The organism is Desulfomarina profundi (assembly GCF_019703855.1).
In the GTDB taxonomy this organism is placed as follows: domain Bacteria; phylum Desulfobacterota; class Desulfobulbia; order Desulfobulbales; family Desulfocapsaceae; genus Desulfomarina; species Desulfomarina profundi.
The window spans coordinates 2,735,464-2,758,015 of sequence record NZ_AP024086.1 but is presented as its reverse complement, the minus strand read 5'-3'; the positions used below and the strand labels follow the sequence as shown (position 1 = coordinate 2,758,015).

Below are 22,552 nucleotides of genomic sequence, written 5' to 3'. Positions count from 1 at the left end.
TTTGAGGTATTCAATGAGAAAACCGTCCATGATAAGATGAATGACGTGATGCATTACGCAGACGACCAGAGCCAGGCCGAATTCGGGAAAGAGGGAAACCTGGAGAATAATGGAAAGGGGCAGGGTTTTCTGGCCCCCATGAAGATGACACTTTCCCTGTGACCTTTTTTTATGCCAAGAATACGGGTGAGCAGCAGCCCCATGAGAACCAGGGCCAGGTGGAAAAGGAAAACAATGGTCAGCACAGGAAAAACGGCATCGAGATTGGCAAGAATTGTTATTCTTCCCCGGCACAGAGCCATCCAGACCATGGTCAGGATACCGACCTGGCTGCAGATCACAGTATAGGGCAAAAAGGGACGTAACGTCGATTGCAGTTTCCGGCGCAGAATGATTCCAGTTACCAGGGGCAGGAGGATGAGGGTGGCAATCTTAATGATTATGGGCAGCTGGTCTATTTCAATTGCTCGACTGTCCCCGGTTATGGTGAGGAGCAGACTGAGGGTGAGCGGGATGGTGACAACTGCCAGGGAATTGGCGACAATGGTTATCAGCAGGGCGTGAGCCATATTGCCACCTGAACTGCCTGTCATGACCACTCCGCTGCTGAGAGTTGTCGGCATGACGGCCACCAGGAAGAGACCTATCAGAATACCATTATCCGGTTGAAAAAAGCTGAACGGCAGGGTGAGCAAAGGGGCAACAATAAAGATCAGCAGCAATGCTGCAAGAGTTCCCCTGATATCCGAGAGGCCTGCCCTGATGGTCGAGATGTCAAGGGCCAGGCCGGAGAGGAAGAAAATCAGGACAATGACACAGTCCGGGCCATGATGCTCTTTCAGCCAGAGTCCGGCACCGGTTGTTATTCCACGTGTGTCGGCCAGGGTAAACACGGCAACCAGAAACAGGCCTAGGAGGAAGGAGTATTTTTGCAGCAGATTCAGCAGCCTCATTTTCTACATGCCGATTTTAGTTTCCAGCTCTGTGATTTCTTTTTCCAGGGCGGTTTTTTCGTTATTGTCCAGTCTCGATTCCGCAAGTTTACGCCTCAATGCCAGGAGCATCATTTCTTCCCTGTATTCACTACAGGTATAGACGTTTTTTTTGTCATTGTTGTGATGTTTTTTCTGCATGGTTCTTAAAGGTCCTTTACCGTATTTTTTTCATGGGCAGTGAACCCTATCGGTGCTTGAAAAGCAACCTGAATCCGTGGTGGATTGAGCCCAAGTGTTAGTAAGAAAGAGAGAAAAGCTATTTTAGAATATTCTTACTGTTTTTTGTGAAAAGAAAAAGATATACTTAATTTGAATGCTGAATACCCGTGAAACTCAGTCAAGCAATAATACAGAATGCCCAAAACAGCTAACAAAATTTCCAAGCTGGTTTTTGTTTCCATCATTTTCGTGGTTTCCATTATTCTGATGGTTACCTTTATCGTTGTTTATATACATAAAGAACGAAAAATTACTGACATAGACAGGTATGGCCGGTTTTTCAAACTGGAGGCCACCAGGCTTGAATCAAGGATTAATGAAATTGACAGTCTGCACCATCTTGTTATCAATGATCCAACTATTGCCAATGAGTTTTACAAATTTGAGCACGATCAGGAACCGACGGCGATTGCCCGGTTGATGACAAATAGAATTCTGGAAAATATTGGGCAGATACGACATATTTCCGCAGTATATCTGCTGACGAAGGATGGACAGTGCAGGTTTTCAAGCGCCAAGTCCTTTATTGGCAATAATTATGGTTTTCGACCATATTTTACAGAAGCGCTCAAAAAAGGAAAATCCGTTTACCTGGCGCGGGGAGTCACGTCCCATGTAACAGGAATCTATTTTTCCCATGCTATTGAGCTGAATGGTGATAAGCTGGGGGTTGCCGTCTTGAAAATTGACCCTCGTTTTTTTCAGCTGAAGTCAATCTTTTCTTTTTCCAGTATGCCTTCAGAAAAGGATATTCTGCGCACGGGGCTTGCCACAAACCAGGGCATTTTATTAAATACAACGGAAAAAATTCTTAATACAGTTGAAGACCTGACTGAAGAACAGCGGGCGGTCATTCGACATTCAAAACAATTTCCGGAAAAAGAAGTTATTTCGCTGGGTTTTCCCCGGGGCACTTGGGTCCGGGTGAAAAATACAGGCTTTTCTGCAATTGATCTCCAGGGTAAATCGTACTACTTTTTCAGCAGGCCTCTTCTGGGAAATGAGCTTTTTCTGGTTCATATTGTTGATATGGACTGGTTTCACAGGATAAATACTCCCCTTTCAGGGCTTTATAACTGGCTGCTGGTGATTTTCGGACTCCTGCTGGTTGTTGCCTGCGGTTTTGTGTACCTCCTGGAGAAACGTCGGTATACCATACTCCTGCAGTCCGAGGCATTGGCGGAGAGTGAGAAAAAAACACGTCTTTTTTCCCAGGTTGTGGAACAGGCCGGCAGCAGTATTGTTATAACTGATGTTGATGGAAACATCGTTTATGTTAATCCTCATTTCACCTCTGTTACCGGATACGATTTTGATGAAGCATATGGTAAGAATCCACGAATTCTGAATTCGGGAAGATTGAAAAAAGCTCTGTACAGTGGGTTGTGGGAAACAATTACCCAGGCAAAAACCTGGAAAGGAGTCTTGCACAATAAGAAGAAGAACGGGGAAACTTACTGGGAGGAAGCCACTATTACTCCCATTATCGATTCCGGGGGAGAAATAACCCATTTTGCAGCAGTCAAGGAAGATATCTCCAAAAGAATCAGTTTAACGGAGAAACTGAGAGAGGAAAGCGAGAAACTGCAGCTTATCGTCAAGCATGCCGGGCTGGGAATTACCATTATCGTTGACCGGCGGTTTGTCTGGATAAACCGGACCTGTGTTGAACTCTTCGGTTATTCTGTTGATGATGAGATTCTTGGACAGCTGACGGAAATGATGTACCCGTCAAAGCAGGCATTTCTGGATTTTGCCGAAGAATTTTCCGCCGGTTTTGAACAGGCGGATATTTTCACGGCGGAAACCCAATTAAAGAGAAAGGATGGCTCACTCTTCTGGGTCAACCTGACCGGTAAACCGATAGAATCAAAAACTGTTGAAGGAGACGGCTATATATGGATCATCGAGGATATTACGCAGCGTAAACAAAACGAGGTGGAGTTGCTGAAGGCCAAGGAAAAGGCGGAAGCAGCCAATGAAATTAAAAGTCGTCTTCTCACCAATGTCAGCCATGATATTCGCACACCGCTGCACGGGTTGATCGGTATCCTTGAGCTTTTTGCTACAACTGCTCTGAGTACTGTTCAGCAGGAGCTGTTGATCAAGGGAAAAAGATCGGCTGTTTTCCTCGAAAATATGTTGAATAATCTTCTTGATTTGTCAAAGATTGAGTCAGGTCAGTTTCGCCTGGCAGAAAGCCCCTTTGTGCTTAAAAACCTTGTTGTTGACACGGGAGAGATACTTGCAGGTCAGTTCAGCAGCAAAGGTATTGCCTTTAAATACAGTATTGATGAAAATCTGCCGGAAATATTTACGGGGGATGGGTTCAGACTGCAGCAGATTTTAATAAACCTGGTGGGTAACAGCCTGAAATTTACTGATGAAGGTTCAATCGGTCTTGAAATAAATGGAACGGTAAAAAATAATACGGCCCTGCTGTTGTTTCAGGTCAGTGATACCGGGGTCGGCATTCCGAAGAAAAACCGTGATCACCTTTTTGAGCCATTTACCCAGGCTGATAATTCCATCACAAGAAAATATGGTGGCAGCGGACTTGGACTCTCTATCTGTAAAGAGCTTTGTACAATGATGGGGGGCAGGATATGGTTTGAAACAGAGGAAGGAAAGGGCACAACATTTTATTTTACCTGCAAATGTGGCGTTGCCACCGAGCAGGAGAAGGCGCTCCTGTTTACCGGGGAAAAACATGTGGATCTGGAATGTGACAAATCCCTGGTTATTCTGATAGTGGATGATAATGAGGCAAATCAGGAAATATTGAAGATGATGCTGAAACATGGCGGGCATAAACCGTATATTGCGGCTAATGGCAGAGAATGTCTCGAAAAGATGGTTTCGATGTCCTTTGATCTCATCTTTATGGATATGCAGATGCCTGTACTGGATGGATTGAGTACTGCCGAAATAATCCGTTCATGTGAGCAGGGCAGGGGGGAAACTGTTTCCGGTTTTTCCGATATTATTCCTGCCTTGCAGAAAAAGCTGCAGGGCAGTAACACACCGATAGTTGCCCTGACAGCCAATGCCCGGGAGGAAGATCGAAGACGCTGTCGCAGGGCAGGGATGGATCATTATCTGCTGAAACCGTTTCGCAATGTTCAAATTGCCCAGGTTCTGCATCAATTCTGTGGCGAAAAAGAGCATGGGAAGGTTTTAGAAAAGGATGGGGAGAAATCTCCAGCCGCGCGGGGTAATGGTAGTGAAACCAACCTGACCATGGCCGGAATACGGCAATACATCGAGACAACATTCCCATTCTCATTTGAGGAGCGGGAAAAATTGATTACCCTCACCCTGGAACAGGTGTTCAAAGGATTGGAAGAACTGCGTGTTGTGGTGGAATGTGAAACGCCCTCTTTGCAGGATGTTGCAGAAAAAGCCCATCAAATCAAGGGGTCGCTTCTTAATCTCGGATTAAAGGAACTCGCTTCAGACCTTGCCGCTCTTGAACAGACGGCAAGGCAGAAGAAGAGTCAATCCCTGGAGAGGGCGGTCGGCAGAATTATTTCTGAAATGAATGCAATCAGGCAGAGGAATTGAATCCGGCATGAGCGAATCAAATCTGCCCCTGGTCAGGATTATCCTGATACCCTACCTGGTTTTACTGGCACTGTTCGTGGTAGTGACCGGTGCGGGTTCCACCTGGCTCTATTTCAAGGCCAGACAGGCCCAGTCCCAGCTGATTGTTCACGGCCTGTTGACATCGGTAACACCGCTGGTCGAGCACCTCTCAAAGGTTGATATTGATCCCCTGCTGGCAGAGGATTCACACTCCTGGCTGCACAGGGAGATCAATACCATTTTCCGTCAGATTCCAGATCTTGAACACGTTCGTGTTCGTTCACGGGGGGAGGGAATCCACAAATATCATGGCACCGGAAACCGGCTAGTCACAGAAAAAACAGAGGGCTATAAAAAAGAGGGTGGCGGTGATCTGCGAGATGTAACTGCAGCCAGCCGGCTCTACTCGGAGTCCGCCCCTCTGCTCAGAATAGAATTCCTGCTGGAAAGTCGGGGGAAGGATCCTGTTCGACTGGAATTTGGTTTTAACCGGGCTACCCTGAGGGAAACGGTTGGCAGGGCAATGGGTGGAATAATCCGGGCGATTACTCTTTTTTCCCTGCTTGGGATCGGTGCTCTCTGTATTGCCTTCGGGGTAACTGTCTGGGCGGCCGGAAGGGTCAGAGATCTGGAAAAACGGGTTCGAGAGCTGTATCGATACGCCACTGCAGCCGAGCTGATGGCCGGACTTGTCCATGATCTGCGCAATCCCCTGGCCAGCTTTCGGGCAAACCTTGCCTCTCTGCGGATCATGCCGGAAGAGCAGGATGAGATTATCGAGGAGATGGACCGGGATCTGGTGAGACTTGATGAAAAGCTCGGTTCCATGCTGGATCTGACAAGAAAAAGGGATGAGCCACTGAAGGAAGTGGATATGAAGGAGTTGCTGGCCGAGGTGGCACGGCTGGCTGAACCGGTACTGGTCCGCAGTGGTCTTGAGCTGCGCTGCTGCAGTCGGGTGGAGGGGGCGGTTGCGATCATGACAGACTCTGTGCGTGACGCCCTGCTCAATCTGGTTATTAACAGTGCGGAAAGTGGACAGAAGGATGGAATCATTGAGATGGAGGTCTGGCGGGAGGACGGCTGGCTCATTTTTGAAATAAGGGACCGTGGCTGCGGGTTTCCGGAAGATCTGGATATTTTCGCACCATTCGTAACCACAAAACCCACTGGACATGGTCTTGGGCTCGCGATCAGCAGGCGTACAATCGAGGCTCATGGTGGTACTGTTACCGCGGAAAACAGGGAAGGAGGTGGGGCGGTGCTGAAGCTTGTTCTTCCAGGTCGGGACACTTCCCGTGGAGCTGCAATATGAAAAGGGAACTTCCCGACCTGCAGGGGATGCGAATACTGGTGATGGACGATGATGTAGCCATACAGCGCAGTCTTGGCCGGGCCCTGAGAGGGCTTGGGGCAAAGGTGGGTTGTGCTGGATCACTTCGTGAGGCGGGGCTGAAGCTGGAAAGCAATAGATATGATGTGGTTCTCGCTGACCTGAAATTAAGAGATGGTGACGGCTTGGAATTACTGCCTTTTTTTCAGAAACATCATCCCGAGGGCTGCTTTTATCTCATTACAGGTCACGGTTCCGTCGACAATGCTGTCACCGCACTGAAACACGGAGTGCGGGATTATCTGCAGAAACCGGTTGATCCCATTGATCTGGCGACCCGGTTAAGCAGGGATATGGTCGCCCGGCGCGGGTCAGTCTTGAAAAACCGACTAGATCCATATCTTCTTTTCCAGGATCCGGTGATGTCTGAGGCTCTTGCGGATCTTCCCCGATTCGCTGCCCTTGATGAGCCGGTACTTATCCAGGGGGAGACCGGTACGGGAAAGGAGCTGGTGGCCATGGCCGTACACCGGATCAGCCCACGAGCGACCGGACCTTTCGTGGCTGTCAACTGCGGGGCCATTCCGGAATCAATGCTTGAGAGTGAGCTTTTCGGCCATGAAAAAGGTGCTTTTACCGGGGCGGCGAAGATGCACCGGGGCAGGTTTGAGCAGGCCTCCGGTGGCACTCTTTTTCTCGATGAGATTGGAGAAATGCCGCTGCAGTTCCAGGTGCGTCTGCTCAGGGTCCTTGAGGATGGTGAGATTCAGCGGCTTGGCAGTGAACAGCGCTTGCGCATTGATGTTCGTATTGTTGCGGCAACCCACCGGGATCTGCATGAAGATGTGGATGTGGGTATCTTCAGACGCGACCTGTTCTACCGCCTGGATGTGCTGCCGGTACAACTCCCGCCCCTCAGGGAGAGAAGAGGAGATATTCTGTTACTGGCCGGACATTTTCTTCGTCGGACATTTGAGGAAATGGGCAGGAATTCCGCCCCCCTGCTTTTGCGGGTGAGGCAGAGGAATTACTGTACAGATGTGCATGGCCTGGCAATATCCGGGAGCTGCGTAATACCATGACCCGGCTGGCAGTACGTATTCCCGATAATATACAGGAAATATCGGCGAATTTTCTGCAAAAATTCCTCCCTCGTCCCGGTTCTCTTCAGGATGGAAAAGGTGGCGATTTTGTTCCTGTTCCCGCTGATGCCACCCTGGCGGAGGCGGAAGAAATTCTCATTGATGCGGCTTTGAAACGGGCTGGATTCAATCGAAAACTTGCCGCTGCCATGCTGGGAATCGGCGAGCGCACTCTGCGTAGAAAACTTAATGAAAAATAAGAGTGCGGCCATTCTGGCCGCACTCCTGCTCTTTTCTCCGGCCATTTCGGCCGTCTTTTTTTTAAAACAGTTTAATATACATTTCTAATAAATTGAAAATATTAGAAAAATAAATCTGGTACGTGTTTTGCTTTTCTCCTCTTGTGAATTGGCCGTTGTTTTTATTAATCATTTTAAATTGGAGGAAATGTATGAGCGTACTGAAAAAAGGTCATCGTATACTGGTTTTACTGATTATTGCGGGAATGCTCTGTAGTGCGGGAGTTCAGGCCGGAGAGGGAAAGCATAAGAAGGAAGAATCACCGGCTGCCGCAAAAGTGGAAAAGCAGGTGAAAGCGAAGACGCAAAAGGAAGCGGGTCTTAAGAGAGAAACCATTGTCAAGGAAGCTGTGATGGCTCTTGATCAGACCGGCAAGGCTATTGAAGCTCTGAAAAACAAAAAGAAACAGGAAGCACTGGATGCCCTGGCCATGGCTGCCGGCAAACTGGAAATTGTCCTTGCCCGGGAACCGAAAATGGCCAATGCTCCCATAGATGTCCGTATTGAGGAGTTTGATCTCTATGCATCCGTTGATACGGTAAAAAAGGCGGTGAAAAGTGCAGAAGATCTTCTTGGGGATGGCGAGGTGCAGCAGGCCAGGACCATTCTCGCCGATCTTGCATCCGAGATAGATCTTGTCATTACCTCTCTGCCCCTGGCTGCATATACCGATACAATAAAAGATGTTGCCAAACTGGTTGACGCTGAGAAATACGAGGAAGCAACACAGTCCCTCTATGAGTTGTTTTCAACCATGGTGATTACCAGGAATGTGATACCGCTTCCCCTGCTCAGGGCAGAAATGCTTCTGGACAAGGCCGACAAACTTGCTGTCAAAAAGGGCCGAAATGAAAAAGAAAACGGTGAACTGAGAACCCTGCTTGATGATGCTGAAAACCAGATTGGCATGGCCGAAGCCCTCGGGTATGGCAAGAAAGATGATTTTAAATCGTTTTATGCACAGCTCAAGGAGATTCGCAGGAAAACCAGAGATGGAAAATTCGGATCAGGATTTGTGGATGGTCTGAAGAACTCCCTGAGAAAGCTGAAGGAAAAGATCTTTAACGGGCCTATTGTAGAAGATCTGTAATTTCAAATAAACCTGGATAAGTACAGGAATCAGGTAAAAAAAGTCTTCGGTATTTCCCCAGCCTTGACCATGTTGATTGAGCAATTTGGCCTGGTTTTGGTTCGGGAAATACCGGAGTTGCAGGAGAAGGAGGAGGAAAAATGGCTGAAAAACTGATGAAGAATCCATTTCAACTGGTGATTGTTGACCTGGACGAGCTTCCCAAAAAATGGGGATGGTTGCTGGCTCTGGGGATTATGATGCTGGTGGCAGGTAGTCTTGGTCTGGTGATGGTTGTAGCCGTTACCCTGGCGACGGTTCTGCTCTATGGTGGCCTGTTGCTGGTGGGCGGTGTTCTTGCCCTGGTTCATGCTGTTAAAGTTAAGGAAGATATGTGGCACGGGAAGCTGGGGCATATACTGATAGCCCTGCTGTATATTCTTGCGGGAATCCTGGTACTGATGAATCCGGTTGCGGCCTCTGCCGTCTTTACCCTGCTGCTCGGGGGATTTATGCTTTTCATTGGAGCCCTTCGAATAGCCCACGGTATCAGGTGTCGTAAAAACGGCTGGAAATGGCTTTTACCCACACTGATGGGCCTGGTCAATATCATTTTTGCAGTGATAATAGCATCAAGCTGGCCCGTTTCCGGACTTTGGGTTATCGGTCTGTTTGTCAGTGTGGAAATGGTGATGAATGGCTGGCTCATGGTGCTTACTGCTCTTGCGGTCAGGAAGCTGGCCGGCAACGTGTAACCTTGTGGATGTCAGGTGTAATTGTAACTGGTGATATCCTGAAAGAAGGAGGATAACGACATGGTTATGGGAGTAAAACAACTGCAGAGACTGTTTCGAAAGGTATCCGGACTTGAGATTGATAAAAGTGATGTGAAGAGATTGAATGATTTTATCGGAAACCGGTTGCGCGCCCTGCTGCTGCAGGGACAGGTTGCTGCCAGTGTCAACGGGCGGGATATTATTGATTATCAGGATATTCCTATAACTATCGGCTTGCAACAGGCCATCCGGGAGTTTATAGATATAGATGAAGAACTTTCTCTGGCGGAAATTCTTCGGCAGCAGGCAACCCTGCCTCCCTTGAGGATGGATATTACCGATCTGCTTGAGAAAAAATTGCCGGAGCTTGTGGGAGGAATTACAGTTGGTCTGGCAAAGGTATTTCGGGTTGTCAACGAAGAGATAAAAAATCCCGGCAGTCGGGAATGGGAACAGGTAGAGGAAATTTATCGGATTTTGCTTTAATGTCACCCTGGTATTCCAGTTCACGTCTGGCTGGAATAGAGGGAGAGTCAACACGATAACAGGTAAATATGGAATATAAGGACTATTACGAGATACTCGGTGTTTCTCGAGATGCCGGACAGGATGATATTAAACGAGCCTACCGGCGTCTGGCCAGGAAATATCACCCCGATGTCAGCAAGGAAGAGGGTGCTGAAAAAAAATTTCAGGAACTGGGTGAAGCCTATGAGGTGCTGAAGGATCCGGAAAAACGGGCGGCTTATGATAAATTCGGCAGCAACTGGGAGCATGGTCAGGATTTTCAGCCGCCGCCGGACTGGTCGGATGGGTTCGAATTCCGTGGAGGTGGATTTACCGGGGCTTCGGACGGGGACTACAGTGATTTTTTCGAAAGCCTTTTCGGGGGCAGGAGCCATGGCTCCGCCGGAGGGAGAGCTCCATTTAAAATGAAGGGTGAGGATCAGCATGCCAGAATCGTGATCAGACTGGCTGACGCCTACCATGGCACCCGGCAGACCATTACACTGTCGCGTGGCGGAGGCCAGACCCGGAATCTTGAGGTTACCATTCCCAAAGGTGTGATCGAGGGCCAGCGTATTCGCCTTGAAGGACAGGGAATGGAAGGCTACGGTGGTGCACCGGCCGGGGATCTTTTTCTTGAAATTGCATTTGCTGAAGATCCGATTTTCAGGGCGGAAAAACGGGATATTCACATGGAGCTTCCTATTACTCCCTGGGAGGCGGCGCTGGGAGCCTCCATTACTGTTCCGACCCTTGGAGGCAAGGTTCAATTGAAAATCCCTGCCGGTTCCCAGGGAGGAAACAAATTGCGTTTGAAAGGCAAGGGACTTTCCACAGCCAGGAGAAAGGGGGACCAGATTGTAACCCTTCGCATAGTTGTTCCCGAGCCGAAGACGGAAGAACAGAAAGAACTGTATCGCAGGATGGCGGCAATTATGCCCGTTAATCCGCGCAATAAACTGGGAGTTTGAGATGACGGAAAGATGCACTTCCATTACCTGTACTGTTCTTGATGAAGACAGTCGTTACAGCTTTGGTGACCTCTGCCGTCTCTGTGGTGTTACCGCAGAAATGATTCTTGATATGATCGACGAGGGACTGCTCAGTCCCGGTGGCAGGGCACCGGCTGAGTGGTCTTTTACGGCTGTTGAGATAAAGCGGGTACAGACAACGGTGCGCCTGCAACGCGATCTTCGGGTGAACCTGCCCGGTTGTGCCCTGGCCCTCCAGCTTCTTGAAGAGTTGGAAGAATTACGGCGGCTTCACCGATTGGGCTGACCTGGGTCCGTGACAGTTGAGTGATTCTGTTTTAAGTCAATGAGTCCAGGGGAACAATGGCTGAAGGTTTGATTTCGAGCTCTATTTTTCTGCCGGGTTCCGGTGGTGTCGGTTCAAGAGGGAGATCAAAATGGAGCAGGTTGCTGCCCGAAAGAATTCGGACACTGTAGGTTGCTCCCTGAAAAGTCCTGTTTTTCACCGTTCCTGTCAGAATGACTTGCGGCTTTTTTTCTGTAATCGTACTCAGATGGAGTCGGGCACCTTCAGGTCGTATGAGAAGTGAGTTTACGGCGGTTGCTCCGGAGGATTGCAGATGTTTTTCAAGGCCACTCTCTTCCAGGTCTGCCAGCTCGGCAGTTGAAAAGATATTTTTAAAGCCGAGAAAACCGGCCACAGTGGAATTCGCCGGGGATGTATAGATCGCCTCCGGTCTATCGAACTGTTCCAACCTGCCGTCAAAGAGGATGGCCACTTGATCCGCCACACTGAATGCTTCCGCCTGGTCGTGGGTTACAAAGATCGCTGTGAGACCCACTTTTTTCAGAATTGCCCGGATTTCCCCGGCCAGCCTGTCCCGCAGGGTACGATCCAGGGAGCCCAGGGGTTCATCAAGAAGAAGGAGCCTGGGGCTCGGGGCCAGGCTCCTGGCCAGGGCCACCCGCTGTTGCTCTCCCCCGGACAGTTCATTGATCCGTCTTTGTCCATATCCGCGAAGACCTACAATTTCAAGCATTTCTTCCACCCTTTTTCTGTTCCATGTTCTGTCATGTTTTCCAGTTTCCAGCCCGAAGATAATATTATCGAAAACATTTTTATGGGGAAAGAGGGCATATTCCTGGAACATCATGCCAAAATGCCTCCGATGGGGAGGAATATTGAGGATATGGGAACCGTTGAAAAGCATGGAGCCTGAATCGGGCTGTTCAAGCCCGGCCAGCATACGGAGCAGGGTTGTTTTACCGGAGCCGGATGGGCCGAGAAGGCAGAGGATTTCCCCGTCTTCAAGGTTGAAAGTGATATTTTTCAGCAGGGGTCTTCCTTCGTAACTGCTGCAGAGATCGTTGATCTGGAGAATGGTCATGAATTCATTCCTCCTGTGTCGGTTTTTCCCAGCAGCCAGAAAGCTGCGGCAGTCACTGCCATGAGGATGGTACTCATGGCCATGGCCTGGCCGTAATTCATATCGCCCGGTTGGCCCAGAAAACGGAAAATGGCGACGGGCATGGTGGGTGTATGGGGTCTGGCTACAAAGGTGGAAGCCCCGAATTCTCCCATGGAGATGGAAAAGGCAAAAACAGCCCCGACCATGATAGGCCGGCTGAGGAGGGGCAGGTCGATTTTCTGCCACACCCTGCGGGGTGAGTTGCCTGACAGAGCTGCTGCTTCCCGTATATTTTCAGGAATCTGCCGGATGGATGGCAGGATACAGCGAACCACAAAGGGGAAGGCAACAAGGGTATGGGCGATGGGAATAAGGGCCATGGAATCGCGCAGGTTCAAGGGAGGCGTGTTCAAGGTAATGATATAGCCGAATCCAAGGGTAACGGCGGAAGTGGCGAGGGGAGCATGATGATGGCATCCCAGAAATGGGTGGAGTTTTTTTTATTGTTTTCAGCACAGGCCAGATAAGATGAGGCAAGAAGACCAAGCAGCACCGCCATTCCCATGGCCAGAACAGCAAATCCGATACTGTTCAGAACGGCTTGGACAGGTGGTACAAAAAACACTGATCCCGGTGGTGTGGTGAACAGTGCCCTGTAGTAAGCCAGGGTGAGACCGTGTTCCCCGAGAAAAGAGCGCAGCAGCAGGGCCAGAAGAGGAGTAAGCAGTAAAATGACCATAAAAGCGAGATTGGTGACCAGCAGGCTCTTCTGCAGTAATCCCCTGGCCTGGTCGGGTGCCTCTCCCGGGGTTGAGGAAAAAAAACCGATTCTGCTGTTACGTCCCAGTCGGGCATGGAATAACATGAGAAGGAAGTTTATGCAGATCTGGATAAGGGAGAGGGCGGCTGCCATGGGCAGGTTGAAAAGCTGTATGGACTGGCGATAGATTTCAACCTCTATTGTGGCGCAGCCTGGGCCTCCCAGAATCAGGACGACACCAAAGCTCGTGAAACAGAAAATAAAAACCAGGAGGGCTGCGGAAGTGATTGGTGGTATCAGCAGGGGGAGGGTAATTTTAAAGAATGTCCTCAAGGGAGATGCACCCAGCATGGTTGCAGCCTCCTTCAGGTGGGGATCCAGCCTGGCCCAGTAGCCGGAGACAATACGCAGGACCAGAGAGTAATTATAGAAAATATGGGCCAGCAGGAAAAAAGCGGCACTCTGGTTCAGTTTGACGGGGGGACTGTCAAAGTCAAAGAGGCGCATCAGGGCGTCGTTCACAAGGCCACCCGGTCCGAGGAGTGCCTGGAAGGCGGCGGCAGTGACCACGGTGGGAAGGACAAAAGGTACTGTCATCAACGCCTGAAGCAGGTTTTTCAGGGGGAAACGGTATCGGGTAAAAACAAAAGCGCCGGGCAGAGCCAGCAACAGGGTCAGCAGGGTGGAAAGTGCAGCCTGCCAGAAGGTAAAACGCAGGATGCGGAAATAGCTGTCTGAGCTGACAAGCTGCTGGAGGCGCCCCGGTTCCCAGGTGCCCTCAGGCGCAAAACTGACCAGCACTATTTTTATCAGGGGATAAAAATAGAAAAGGGCCAGAAAGAGAAGAGGAAGGGTGAGCAGAAGCCACCGTGGCACTGTTCGTTTTTTCATCAGGGTTTTCACAGCGTTGTAGTGGTTGACTGTAACTGGTCACAGGATTTGCAACTCTGTGTTTTCATCTACCTTGTCCCTGTAAGTGATCAGGGTTGCCGTAGATTTGTACAGGCGTGACTGGCCGCTATAGCCCACTATGCGGGTTAGCGCAGAACCGTGTCTGTCCAGGCCTCAATCCATTTGCTTCTGTTTTTTTCAATTTTTTCCGGGGAAACTGTGATCGGGTTTTCAGCAACAGTTGCAAATTTTGAAAAGACTTCCGGGAGGTTTGCCCTGCTGTTGGCCGGAAAGACAAACATCTGTAAGGGGATATCCTCCTGGAAGGGAAGGGAGAGCATGAAATCAACGAATTTTTCGGCAAGTTTTCTATTCTTCGTCCCCTTGAGAATACCGACAAATTCGATCTGTCTAAAAGTCGAACCGTTGCTGACAACCGCACCTGTCGGTGCCTCGTTCAACACTGTTTCAGAATAGTAGACAACCGCGGGCGGACTGGAAGCGTAGCTGACCACGATGGGTCGGTCACCTTTGGAGGCGGAAGTAAAATGGCCATAGTAAGCGTCTTCCCAGCCGTTTGCGACGATGACATCATTTTCACGAAGTTTTTTCCAGAACTCCAGATAGCCGTTTTCACCGAATCGACCAATGGTTGTAAGAAGAAAGGCCATTCCCGGTGAGGAGGTAGCCGGATTTTCCACCACGGTCAATCCCTTGTATTCCGGGGCGGTAAGATCGCTGATGTCCTTTGGCGGGGAAAGCTTGTGTTTCGTGAACCAGGCTTTATCATAATTGAGGCACACATCACCATAATCCACGGGAAGCAGTCTGTTTTCCGGGTCGAGCTGGAGCTTTTTCGAGATATCAGCAAGACCGGGAGAAGAATAGGGAGAAAAGATACCAGCCTGAAGAGCCCGGCTCATAAAACTGTTGTCCACCCCGAAGAAAAGGTCGGCCAGGGGATTTTTTCTGGAGAGAATGGCCTGCACCAGTGCCGCCCCTGCATCTCCGGCTTTTAAAAATCGGACGGTGACATGGTTTTCCTGCTCAAAACGGGTAATCACCTTTTTTGAGATATTAAAACTGTCATGGGTCATGACGGTCAGGGTTTGCGCTTGAATCTGTGTCCCCGCAAAGGATGAGAATGACAGGGTAAGAGTCATTGTAATAATAAGCAGTAATGAACGTTTTATACAGAACATGAAAATCTCCTTCTGGATTGTCAGATACGTCCGTGGGAGTGTGAAAGATATACAAACATTCACAAAAAAAACCGCCTCGGGCAGGAGGCGGTGTATCACTTTCACTTGTTCCTCCGCCGGCATTATCCGGATCAGGTTCAGCGGTCGGGTTCAGTTTAATCGTAAAACCCCTCTCAGCAAGGTTGCTCCAAGCTCCCGCACTATGATTGCTCAACTATAGGGTATCGAACCTGATATTGCCACCAGATTTTTCCGGAATTGGAAGAATTATCACTGGCAATGAGGATAAAACTGCTTGTGGTGGCTGCCATATATGGTTAGGTTGGAAGGTGTGGCTCGCAAACCGCAAATCTTCAGACATGGGGGGTAATATGGCAAAGTCGAAGCAGAAAAAACTGAAAGGAAAACGAGACGGTAAATCTGGTAAATTTGGCAGTATTGATGGTTTCAAACTGAATGCGGTTGAGGATTCCAGGGATTTTCGGGACTATACCTACCATCCCGCCCTCATTCCATTGAAAGAAAAGATGGATCCTCCCGCAGATCCAATTATTCTTGATCAGGGACAGGAAGGGGCCTGCACAGGGTTTGGCCTCGGGGCGGTTATCAATCTGCTGTTGGACAAGCGTTCCGGTGTAAAACAGGTCAGTACCCGTATGCTGTATGAGATGGCAAAGAGATATGATGAATGGGACGGCACTGACTATTCAGGGTCAAGTTGTCGTGGGGCGATCAAGGGCTGGTATAATATGGGTGTCTGTTCGGAAAAGCTGGCGCCGTACAGGGCTGAAGAACAGCACTGGACGTTGACCATCGAGCAGGCGGAAGATGCCCGGAAAACGACTCCCGGCGCCTATTACAGAATAAAAAAACACCTGTCAGATTTCCATGCGGCGCTCAATGAGGTAGAGGCCATTTATGTGAGTGCCCGTGTCCATGAAGGATGGCGAAAATCCAATGTGAAAAAGGGAAAGATACCGTTTAAACCGGGCACGATCGGCGGACATGCTTTTGCAGTTGTCGGTTATAACAGCGAGGGGTTCTGGGTTCAGAATTCATGGGGGAAGAACTGGGGTAAGGGAGGGCTTGCACTCTGGTCCTATGAGGACTGGCTTGAGAATGTTCAGGATGCCTGGGTGGTCAGGCTGGCCCTGTCCACACCCCAGGTCTGGCACTTGAGCCCGTCCGGTTCGGATGGCATTCAGAGGGAACAGGGACTTTTTAAAAGAAGCCCGAAACGGGCTGAGATACTGGGTCACTTTGTGCATATTGATGATGGTAATTTTGATTCCAGGGGAGTTTACTGGGCGGATCAGGAAACGGTTCGCCAGACTGCCGATCTTGTGGCCGGGAGTGATAAATATGACCATCTGCTTCTTTATGCCCATGGCGGATTGAACAGCATCAGGGATTCTGCCCGCAGGATTGTCGCCATGAAAGAGGTGTTCAAGGCCAATCGAATCTATCCTTTTCATTTCATGTATGACACCGGGCTTCTGGAGGAAATAAAAGATATCATACTCGGCAAGAAAGAAGATGTTGATGCGCGAACTGCCGGTTTCACAGATTATACGGATAAACTCATTGAGAAACTGACGCGTCATGTGGGCCGGGCCATATGGCGGGAAATGAAGAGAGGGGCAAAAAAACCCTTTGAGCCGGGATTTGCCGGCAGTGAGACTGTTTCAGCTTTCCTGGAAGCATTTTCCGCAAAAAATTCAAGACCGAAAAAGGTACACCTTGTTGGTCACAGTACCGGTGCTATTCTGCTGGCTCACCTCCTTCAAGCGCTTGATCGAACTGGTAATGCTCCCAGGGTGGAAACGTGTTCTCTTCTTGCTCCTGCCTGTACCCACAATGATTTCAAGACCTGTTACAGACCACTGTTAAAAGAGCGGGATAAAGATGTTTTCGGTATAAACCGGATGGCAGTTTTTATGCTTGACGGTCAGCTTGAGCTGAAGGATACGGTAACACCGCTGTACAGGAAATCGTTACTCTACCTTGTTTCAAATGCGTTTGAAGAAAAGATCGGGGAGCGTATTCTCGGGATGGAAATATTCAAAAAGTACTTGAGGAAACTGCCTGGATCACCTGTCTTTCGGATCGAGATCAGTCATGGAATGGAGGATAAATCGGCTAAAACCACCAGTGAAACCCATGGAGGATTTGATAATGATATCAAAACAATGAATACCCTTTTGAAGATGATTCTCAAGGGGGAGCCGAAGAGATATTTTGAAGAGAGGGATCTGGAGTATTAGCCCGAAGTCATTCCAGGCGATGCCATCTTCTGTAATGACCTGGCGGTAAACTATGGCAAGAAGTTTACTGCCTAAATAATAAAGAAAATGGCCCTGCCTGGACGGACAGGTTCATGGACCGGGTATCTTTTCTGTTCCGCCGGAACAGATTATGTGTTGTTTCAGTGACCGTAGGTGTCCAGCAGCAGTTCGGGTTTCGGCCAGCCGCGTATACCTTTTTCAAGGATGGCAATCCGTTCCGGAGAAATGCCTCGAGTTGTTAAATATCTGAATGCTCTTTTGGCAGCACCTTTTCCCCGGGACCGACAATAATAATCCGGCCGTCAGTCTGCTGTAATTTGCTGATTACAGGTGCAAGACGTTTTTTGTCCAGTTCTGATTTGACAGGATAAGCTGCGGTTTGGACGGAATGGGAGAAATGATGCATCAGGTAGTCATTTTTTTTTTTGAATATCCACCAGTTGCGCAGAATTTCCTGTGTCCAGTATTTCAAGCAGGGACTTGCTATTGATATAATTGTAAGTTTGCCTGGCAAAAACAGTCCCTGCTGTCAGAATTCCAAGTACAGTGAGTACGAAGACGGCCTTTCTCATGGTGCTGCTCCCAAAAAAAAACGATCAGCCCGCATTTTTCATGAACATAGTGCTCATGTTGATATGATTGGTACTGTGCTCAAATAAACACAATTGTCCCCCGGAGGTCAGTCCAGAAATACGGGTTGGTATAGAGGTAAGTCTCTATTGTACCACTGTGTGATATTGATTGCATGTTTTTATTTTTGGAAATCTGCAGATAAGAAGTGGGTAACAGGTTACAAATACAATAATTGATGCAACGAGGTTGCCTGCCCTGTGATCAGTTACAGAAGTGATGATGAGGATTGGCAGGAGAGGAATGCAGAAAAATAAAGAGGGGAAATTTCGGCATTTTTTTCAAACAAGACAGAACAACTGATATGCCCTGCCTTGCCTGTAAAAAAGTGAATAAAGCTTGATGGACTCGTAAAAACTCCGATCTACTGCGTTGTGGGGTGATCGTGTAATGCTCGACGTACCATATGTACGCCTGCGCTTACACGACACCGCCACGCCTTGTATATCGGAGTTTTTCCAGAGTCCATATGGGAACGTTGAACGACTTTTTACGAGATCATCAAGCTTGTTCTCTATTCGGGGAAGGAATCAGCAAAGAGTCTGCCAATGGCTTCACGGCCGGCATCACTGAGATAGCGTGTACCGGAGCCGACAAAAGTATCGTATTCTATTTTCGGGCTGTCTTCCTGCCAGCTGCCGGCCCGCCAGGTGAACCATTTTTTCTGCGGTTGATCAAAGACATGAAGGGGGCGGTTGAACATCTTGGCCAGTTCGACAGCCCAGCCGGTTCCACCTTTTACGGAACCGTCCTCCTGGATGGAACCGACCACAAAAACCTGATGACCACTGTTGACCATATGAAAAATGGTCTGCAGAACCTTTCTGATTTTGTCCGTTTCGTAGTAGGTGCGGTTCAGCATCCTGGAAGCCAGTTCCATGCTGATATCGCCCCGCTCGAGTTCGTCCTGGCTGAGAACTATGACATTTTTTTCCCGGGACAGTTTATGTCCTTCAAAGGAGTATACAACTTCTTTTACTCCGATTTTTTCTGCTTCTTCTCCAAAGGTGGCTTCGGCGCCCTTCAGGCCGCTGCTGTAGAGGGTACAATTATGTTTGTCCATGTATTAACTCCTGGTATTTTTTTGTATTGTGGAAATAATTGCTCTGTTTTTCCTGTTGCCTGCCTTATCCCGCATTTCTCATGAACATTATGTCAATTTTGAGAATAACTGTAGATTACAAATAATTGGACAACTATCAGTAATAGAACAAAATTTACACAATGTTCACCCAAGGTCAGCCCAGGCGACGCCATCTTCTACAGTATTTCGGCAGTAAATATAGATCACTATAATTCACTGCCCGGTAAGCGAAGACTCCGAGAACTTTGACCCTGACGCCGCCTGGACTGATGAGAAATGCGGGTTATGGTTGACGGTTTTCAATATTCCCTGAAGTGTATACCATAATCTGCCTGAATGACAACTTTTGCATTGAATTTGTTTTCTGTTGAAACTGATTCAGGTATACAACAAACTATTTTCGGGATAATAGTTGTATCTTTGGAAAAGAAGTTGTGTAACCCGTTTATCTCATCAGTTCAGGCGGTGTCAGGTACAAAATTTTCGGAATTGACGCTTACCCGGACTCAAACAAAAAAACTCATTTTCGGCCAGGCACGGGCTAATCTGAACCAGGAGTGGTTTGGGAGTATAGAACGAACAGAAAAAAGTAACTGGTCACAGGATTTGTAACTCTGTGTTTTCATTCAAAATTAAACCTGTAAGTGAGTCTGGGGCACCTTTGATCATTTACGTAAAAAGGAGTGACTGATTATGACATCAGCAAAAAAATTTGATCCGGCCAAGAGAAAGAAGCTTAATAATCCTGAAAGATTGAGATGGATTCCACCTCATCTTGTCTGGGAACTGGTCAGTTCTGCAGATGGCACTCTATATCTGGATATTGGTGCCGGAACAGGATACCTGACCCGTGAAATCGCCGGTTATGCAGGTCCCGACGTAAAGGTCGTTGCCCTGGATATTGAACCGATCATGGTATCAGAGATGAAAAAAACTCTGCCAAAAGACGGCATTGTCTATCCAGAACTGATGGACAGGGATGAACTTTCCTTCACAGACAGCAGTGTTGACGGAATCTGGCTTATAGCGCTCTATCATGAATTGACCCCACCGGGGCCATTGCTGGCAGAGATCAGGAGGGTTCTCCGGTCGGGTTGTAAACTTGTAATTATTGACTGGGAAAAGGACAGCAAAGCCTGTGAGCAAGGGCCGCCGCTGGATCACCGTGTCAGCACGTCAACTGTTATCAGGCAGCTCAAATCAGCCGGATTTCTTGATGTGAAGGAGGTTGAGGGGGATTTCAACACCATTTTTCAGTTACTGCCCGCAGCTGAATAACAGCTCTTACCTCTTTTTGCCTTTGAAAAAAATACGAAGTGGTGCAGGATAACCTTCCACGGTAAGCTCCGGGTTGTCCGGCCTGATGAAATCTGCAAAGGATTCAAAAACCATCCATTCGGTCTGTCGCTGTTCTTCGCTGGACATGGGATGCGAACAGAAAACTTTGATATCTCTGAATCCCGCTTTGTCCATCCAGTTTCGAAGACAGGTTGCTGTAGGGACAAAATAGGTGCCTGGAACCTTTGCGTACGTTTTTTCAGGGAAAAGAGCCATCGGTTCGTCTCCGGGGATGGCCTGTGATTCCAGGATGAGTGTTCCACCCGGTTGCAGGGCAGTAAGGATATCCCTCAGGGTGTCAATGGGGGAGGGGCGGTGGTAAATAATGCCCAGGAGAAAAATCACATCGAAACAGGATTCGAAAAAGGGGAGATGTTCAACTCCCAGCAGGTCGATGTCGAGCTGGTCACAGCCGGCCATGCTGTTCAGAGCCTTAAAGCAGTAGTAGTGCTGTACGGACGGCTCAAGGCCCAGGACCAGTTGTGGTTTGTGCGGCACCATGCGGAACATGTAGTAGCCGTTGTTGCAGCCGATATCCCCCACAATTTTCCCGTTTAAATCGGGAAGCTCTGGAACTATTCTCCGCCATTTTCTTTCGCTTCGCCATTCCGCGTCCACGTCAATGCCGAAAATGGAGAAAGGGCCTTTGCGCCAGGGCATGAAATCCTGCAGGGCCAGCCGTATTTTCTGACGCGCGGTATCGTCAATTTCAGCTGACGAGCCGATGGTTACGATTTCATTGTCGCAGTCCACGTGGTCTGCATGGAACTGTGAAAGCTCAAGGTAGGGGTTACGGTAGCGGAGAAACCCTTTTTTCTGTTGGTTGACCCAGTTCTGACGTGACTGGTGGAGTTCCGAAATTGCGTCAAAATGGGCTGAAGAGGGAAGAAAGGACAGGTAATTCATGGGAAATCAGGCTGGTTTAACAGCTATGAAAGAGGCAAAGTTGAACCATTGAAAATAGGTTTCCACCGATTGGAAACCACAATTGGAAAGCAGCGCCCTGTTTTCATCTATGGAAAAAGGGATCAGGATGTTCTCCAGGGCTTCGCGCTTTTTGGCAATTTCAAGCTCGGAATATCCCCTGGAACGTTTGAAGGCATGATAGATGTCAATATATTCCCGGTTAATACGGCGATCGTGGCTGATTACTTTTTCACTGAGCAGGAGAATGCCCCCGGGCCTGAGGTTGGAATAGATCCGTTGTACAAATTCTTCGCGTTTCAGAGGTCGGATGAACTGCATGGTATAGTTGACAATAAAGGCTCCTGTACCCGGGTGATGAATTGTTGTGATATCTTCTTTCAGAAAGTCAAGGCTGTCTTCTTTTGAATAGATTTTTGCTTTGAGTCGGGCCTTATCGAGCATGGCGGCGGAATTGTCGATACCGATAAAATGTAATCCCTTTCTTTCCAGGATTCTGGAAAATTCAAGCAACGTTGTTCCAGTGGCACAGCCAAGGTCATAAACTGTATCCCCGGAATGGAGAAAACAGTCCAGCAATCTGGCACTGGACCTGATCACCTCTCCATAGAAGGGAACTGAACGGTCCAGCATATCATCAAAGACCTCCACCACATGCTCGTTGAAGACAAAATCTTCATTGATGGAGTCAACTCGAAAAAGTGTGTCCCTGGGTGAATGTTTTTTCATGCGGTATTTCTCCGGCCTGCAAGGCACTGGTATTTGATAGTCAGGATTTTTTATACCAGCTGCCGTCAGCTTTCTGGAACCATTGCCCGGCCTTGCCTTTCCGGGCAATCTGCTTTGCCCGACGCTGGCCGACCAGGGCAGGAGATGCTCCCTGTTTTTTCCCGATAACCCGGTAGACAAGTGCCCTGTCAGCGTTTTCGGCATCGATCAGTTTTTGCTGCACTTTACTGCCGCTTCTGTATTCAAGGAATCCCTGGTTGTTTTCACCGATAATTCCCTTGTTCTTTAAACTGTTGATTGTCGGGATCCGTGCAATCATACGGGCCTTGACTTCTTTGACGCTGGTTGCGCCTGCGGGAGAAGGGGTGAGGAAAAACGGGGCCAGCAGGAAGAGGAAGAAGGACAGAACGGTTATTTTTTTTAACATGGTATGCCTCATTTGATCTCATTCTTGTATCTTGTC

At 48.6% G+C, this 22,552-nt stretch carries 22 protein-coding genes; 11 read left to right on the top strand and 11 right to left on the bottom strand.

Annotated features, from left to right (window positions below):
* Nucleotides 1-53: 53 nt before the first annotated feature.
* Together LO777_RS12740 and LO777_RS12735 are read right to left on the bottom strand one after the other, a co-directional pair.
* A complete protein-coding gene (locus tag LO777_RS12740; protein ID WP_228854270.1) occupies nt 54-953 on the bottom strand; it encodes a bile acid:sodium symporter in 900 nt (299 codons plus the stop codon).
* 3 nt (nt 954-956) lie between these two features.
* Complete coding sequence (locus LO777_RS12735) at nt 957-1,133, bottom strand: hypothetical protein (protein ID WP_228854269.1); 177 nt, start codon at nt 1,131-1,133, stop codon at nt 957-959.
* 216 nt (nt 1,134-1,349) lie between these two features.
* Here LO777_RS12735 and LO777_RS12730 point away from each other — a divergent pair, with 216 nt between their 5' ends.
* The 9 genes from LO777_RS12730 to LO777_RS12685 all read left to right on the top strand — a co-directional run bounded on the left by LO777_RS12730 (nt 1,350) and on the right by LO777_RS12685 (nt 11,144).
* A complete protein-coding gene (locus LO777_RS12730) occupies nt 1,350-4,778 on the top strand; it encodes a PAS domain S-box protein (RefSeq protein ID WP_228854268.1) in 3,429 nt (1,142 codons plus the stop codon).
* 7 nt (nt 4,779-4,785) lie between these two features.
* A complete protein-coding gene (locus LO777_RS12725) occupies nt 4,786-6,114 on the top strand; it encodes a sensor histidine kinase (RefSeq protein WP_228854267.1) in 1,329 nt (442 codons plus the stop codon).
* The gene (locus tag LO777_RS20705; protein ID WP_329955590.1) at nt 6,111-7,214 is read left to right on the top strand and encodes a sigma-54-dependent transcriptional regulator; all 1,104 of its coding nucleotides are present in this window, start codon (nt 6,111-6,113) and stop codon (nt 7,212-7,214) included. Before LO777_RS12725 ends, LO777_RS20705 begins: the two co-directional genes overlap by 4 nt.
* Entirely contained in the window at nt 7,163-7,474 is a 312-nt protein-coding gene (locus LO777_RS12710) for a helix-turn-helix domain-containing protein (RefSeq protein WP_456237678.1), read from the top strand. The genes LO777_RS20705 and LO777_RS12710 overlap by 52 nt, the downstream gene beginning before the upstream one ends.
* 191 nt (nt 7,475-7,665) lie before the next feature.
* The gene (locus tag LO777_RS12705; RefSeq protein ID WP_228854265.1) at nt 7,666-8,604 is read left to right on the top strand and encodes a YfdX family protein; all 939 of its coding nucleotides are present in this window, start codon (nt 7,666-7,668) and stop codon (nt 8,602-8,604) included.
* Nucleotides 8,605-8,744: 140 nt separating this feature from the next.
* Nucleotides 8,745-9,338, top strand: a complete 594-nt coding sequence (locus LO777_RS12700; protein ID WP_228854264.1) for an HdeD family acid-resistance protein — start codon at nt 8,745-8,747, stop codon at nt 9,336-9,338.
* Nucleotides 9,339-9,398: 60 nt separating this feature from the next.
* On the top strand, nt 9,399-9,845 hold the full coding sequence (locus tag LO777_RS12695) for a DUF1931 family protein (RefSeq protein WP_228854263.1): 447 nt from the start codon (nt 9,399-9,401) through the stop codon (nt 9,843-9,845).
* A gap of 68 nt (nt 9,846-9,913) precedes the next feature.
* Nucleotides 9,914-10,837, top strand: a complete 924-nt coding sequence (locus LO777_RS12690; protein WP_228854262.1) for a DnaJ C-terminal domain-containing protein — start codon at nt 9,914-9,916, stop codon at nt 10,835-10,837.
* 1 nt (nt 10,838) lies between these two features.
* Nucleotides 10,839-11,144, top strand: coding sequence for a chaperone modulator CbpM (locus LO777_RS12685; protein ID WP_228854261.1), 306 nt, complete (start codon nt 10,839-10,841; stop codon nt 11,142-11,144).
* Nucleotides 11,145-11,175: 31 nt separating this feature from the next.
* On the opposite strand, the gene LO777_RS12680 is transcribed toward LO777_RS12685, so the two are convergent.
* From LO777_RS12680 to LO777_RS12665, 4 genes are all read right to left on the bottom strand, one after another.
* A complete protein-coding gene (locus LO777_RS12680) occupies nt 11,176-12,225 on the bottom strand; it encodes an ABC transporter ATP-binding protein (RefSeq protein ID WP_228854260.1) in 1,050 nt (349 codons plus the stop codon).
* Complete coding sequence (locus LO777_RS12675) at nt 12,222-12,659, bottom strand: ABC transporter permease (RefSeq protein WP_228854259.1); 438 nt, start codon at nt 12,657-12,659, stop codon at nt 12,222-12,224. The genes LO777_RS12680 and LO777_RS12675 overlap by 4 nt, the downstream gene beginning before the upstream one ends.
* Entirely contained in the window at nt 12,656-13,897 is a 1,242-nt protein-coding gene (locus LO777_RS12670; protein WP_228854258.1) for an ABC transporter permease, read from the bottom strand. Before LO777_RS12670 ends, LO777_RS12675 begins: the two co-directional genes overlap by 4 nt.
* A 146-nt stretch (nt 13,898-14,043) precedes the next feature.
* The gene (locus LO777_RS12665) at nt 14,044-15,099 is read right to left on the bottom strand and encodes a thiamine ABC transporter substrate-binding protein (RefSeq protein WP_228854257.1); all 1,056 of its coding nucleotides are present in this window, start codon (nt 15,097-15,099) and stop codon (nt 14,044-14,046) included.
* Nucleotides 15,100-15,470: 371 nt separating this feature from the next.
* Here LO777_RS12665 and LO777_RS12660 point away from each other — a divergent pair, with 371 nt between their 5' ends.
* Nucleotides 15,471-17,363: a C1 family peptidase gene (locus LO777_RS12660; RefSeq protein WP_228854256.1), complete on the top strand. Its 1,893-nt coding sequence runs from the start codon at nt 15,471-15,473 to the stop codon at nt 17,361-17,363.
* A gap of 259 nt (nt 17,364-17,622) precedes the next feature.
* Here LO777_RS12660 and LO777_RS12655 read toward each other — a convergent pair whose 3' ends face one another.
* A complete protein-coding gene (locus LO777_RS12655; RefSeq protein WP_228854255.1) occupies nt 17,623-17,856 on the bottom strand; it encodes a hypothetical protein in 234 nt (77 codons plus the stop codon).
* Between the two features lie 672 nt (nt 17,857-18,528).
* Complete coding sequence (locus LO777_RS12650; protein ID WP_228854254.1) at nt 18,529-19,077, bottom strand: hypothetical protein; 549 nt, start codon at nt 19,075-19,077, stop codon at nt 18,529-18,531.
* Nucleotides 19,078-19,791: 714 nt separating this feature from the next.
* Here LO777_RS12650 and LO777_RS12645 point away from each other — a divergent pair.
* A complete protein-coding gene (locus tag LO777_RS12645; RefSeq protein ID WP_228854253.1) occupies nt 19,792-20,376 on the top strand; it encodes a class I SAM-dependent methyltransferase in 585 nt (194 codons plus the stop codon).
* A gap of 6 nt (nt 20,377-20,382) precedes the next feature.
* Here LO777_RS12645 and cmoB read toward each other — a convergent pair whose 3' ends face one another.
* The 3 genes from cmoB to LO777_RS12630 are packed head-to-tail and all read right to left on the bottom strand — an operon-like array spanning nt 20,383 to nt 22,516.
* Complete coding sequence (cmoB, locus tag LO777_RS12640) at nt 20,383-21,342, bottom strand: tRNA 5-methoxyuridine(34)/uridine 5-oxyacetic acid(34) synthase CmoB (protein ID WP_228854252.1); 960 nt, start codon at nt 21,340-21,342, stop codon at nt 20,383-20,385.
* Between the two features lie 6 nt (nt 21,343-21,348).
* Nucleotides 21,349-22,089 carry a carboxy-S-adenosyl-L-methionine synthase CmoA gene (gene cmoA, locus LO777_RS12635; protein ID WP_228854251.1) on the bottom strand — a complete coding sequence of 247 codons (741 nt, stop codon included), beginning with the start codon at nt 22,087-22,089 and terminating at the stop codon, nt 21,349-21,351.
* 40 nt (nt 22,090-22,129) lie between these two features.
* On the bottom strand, nt 22,130-22,516 hold the full coding sequence (locus LO777_RS12630; RefSeq protein WP_228854250.1) for a YdbL family protein: 387 nt from the start codon (nt 22,514-22,516) through the stop codon (nt 22,130-22,132).
* Between the last annotated feature and the right edge of the window lie 36 nt (nt 22,517-22,552).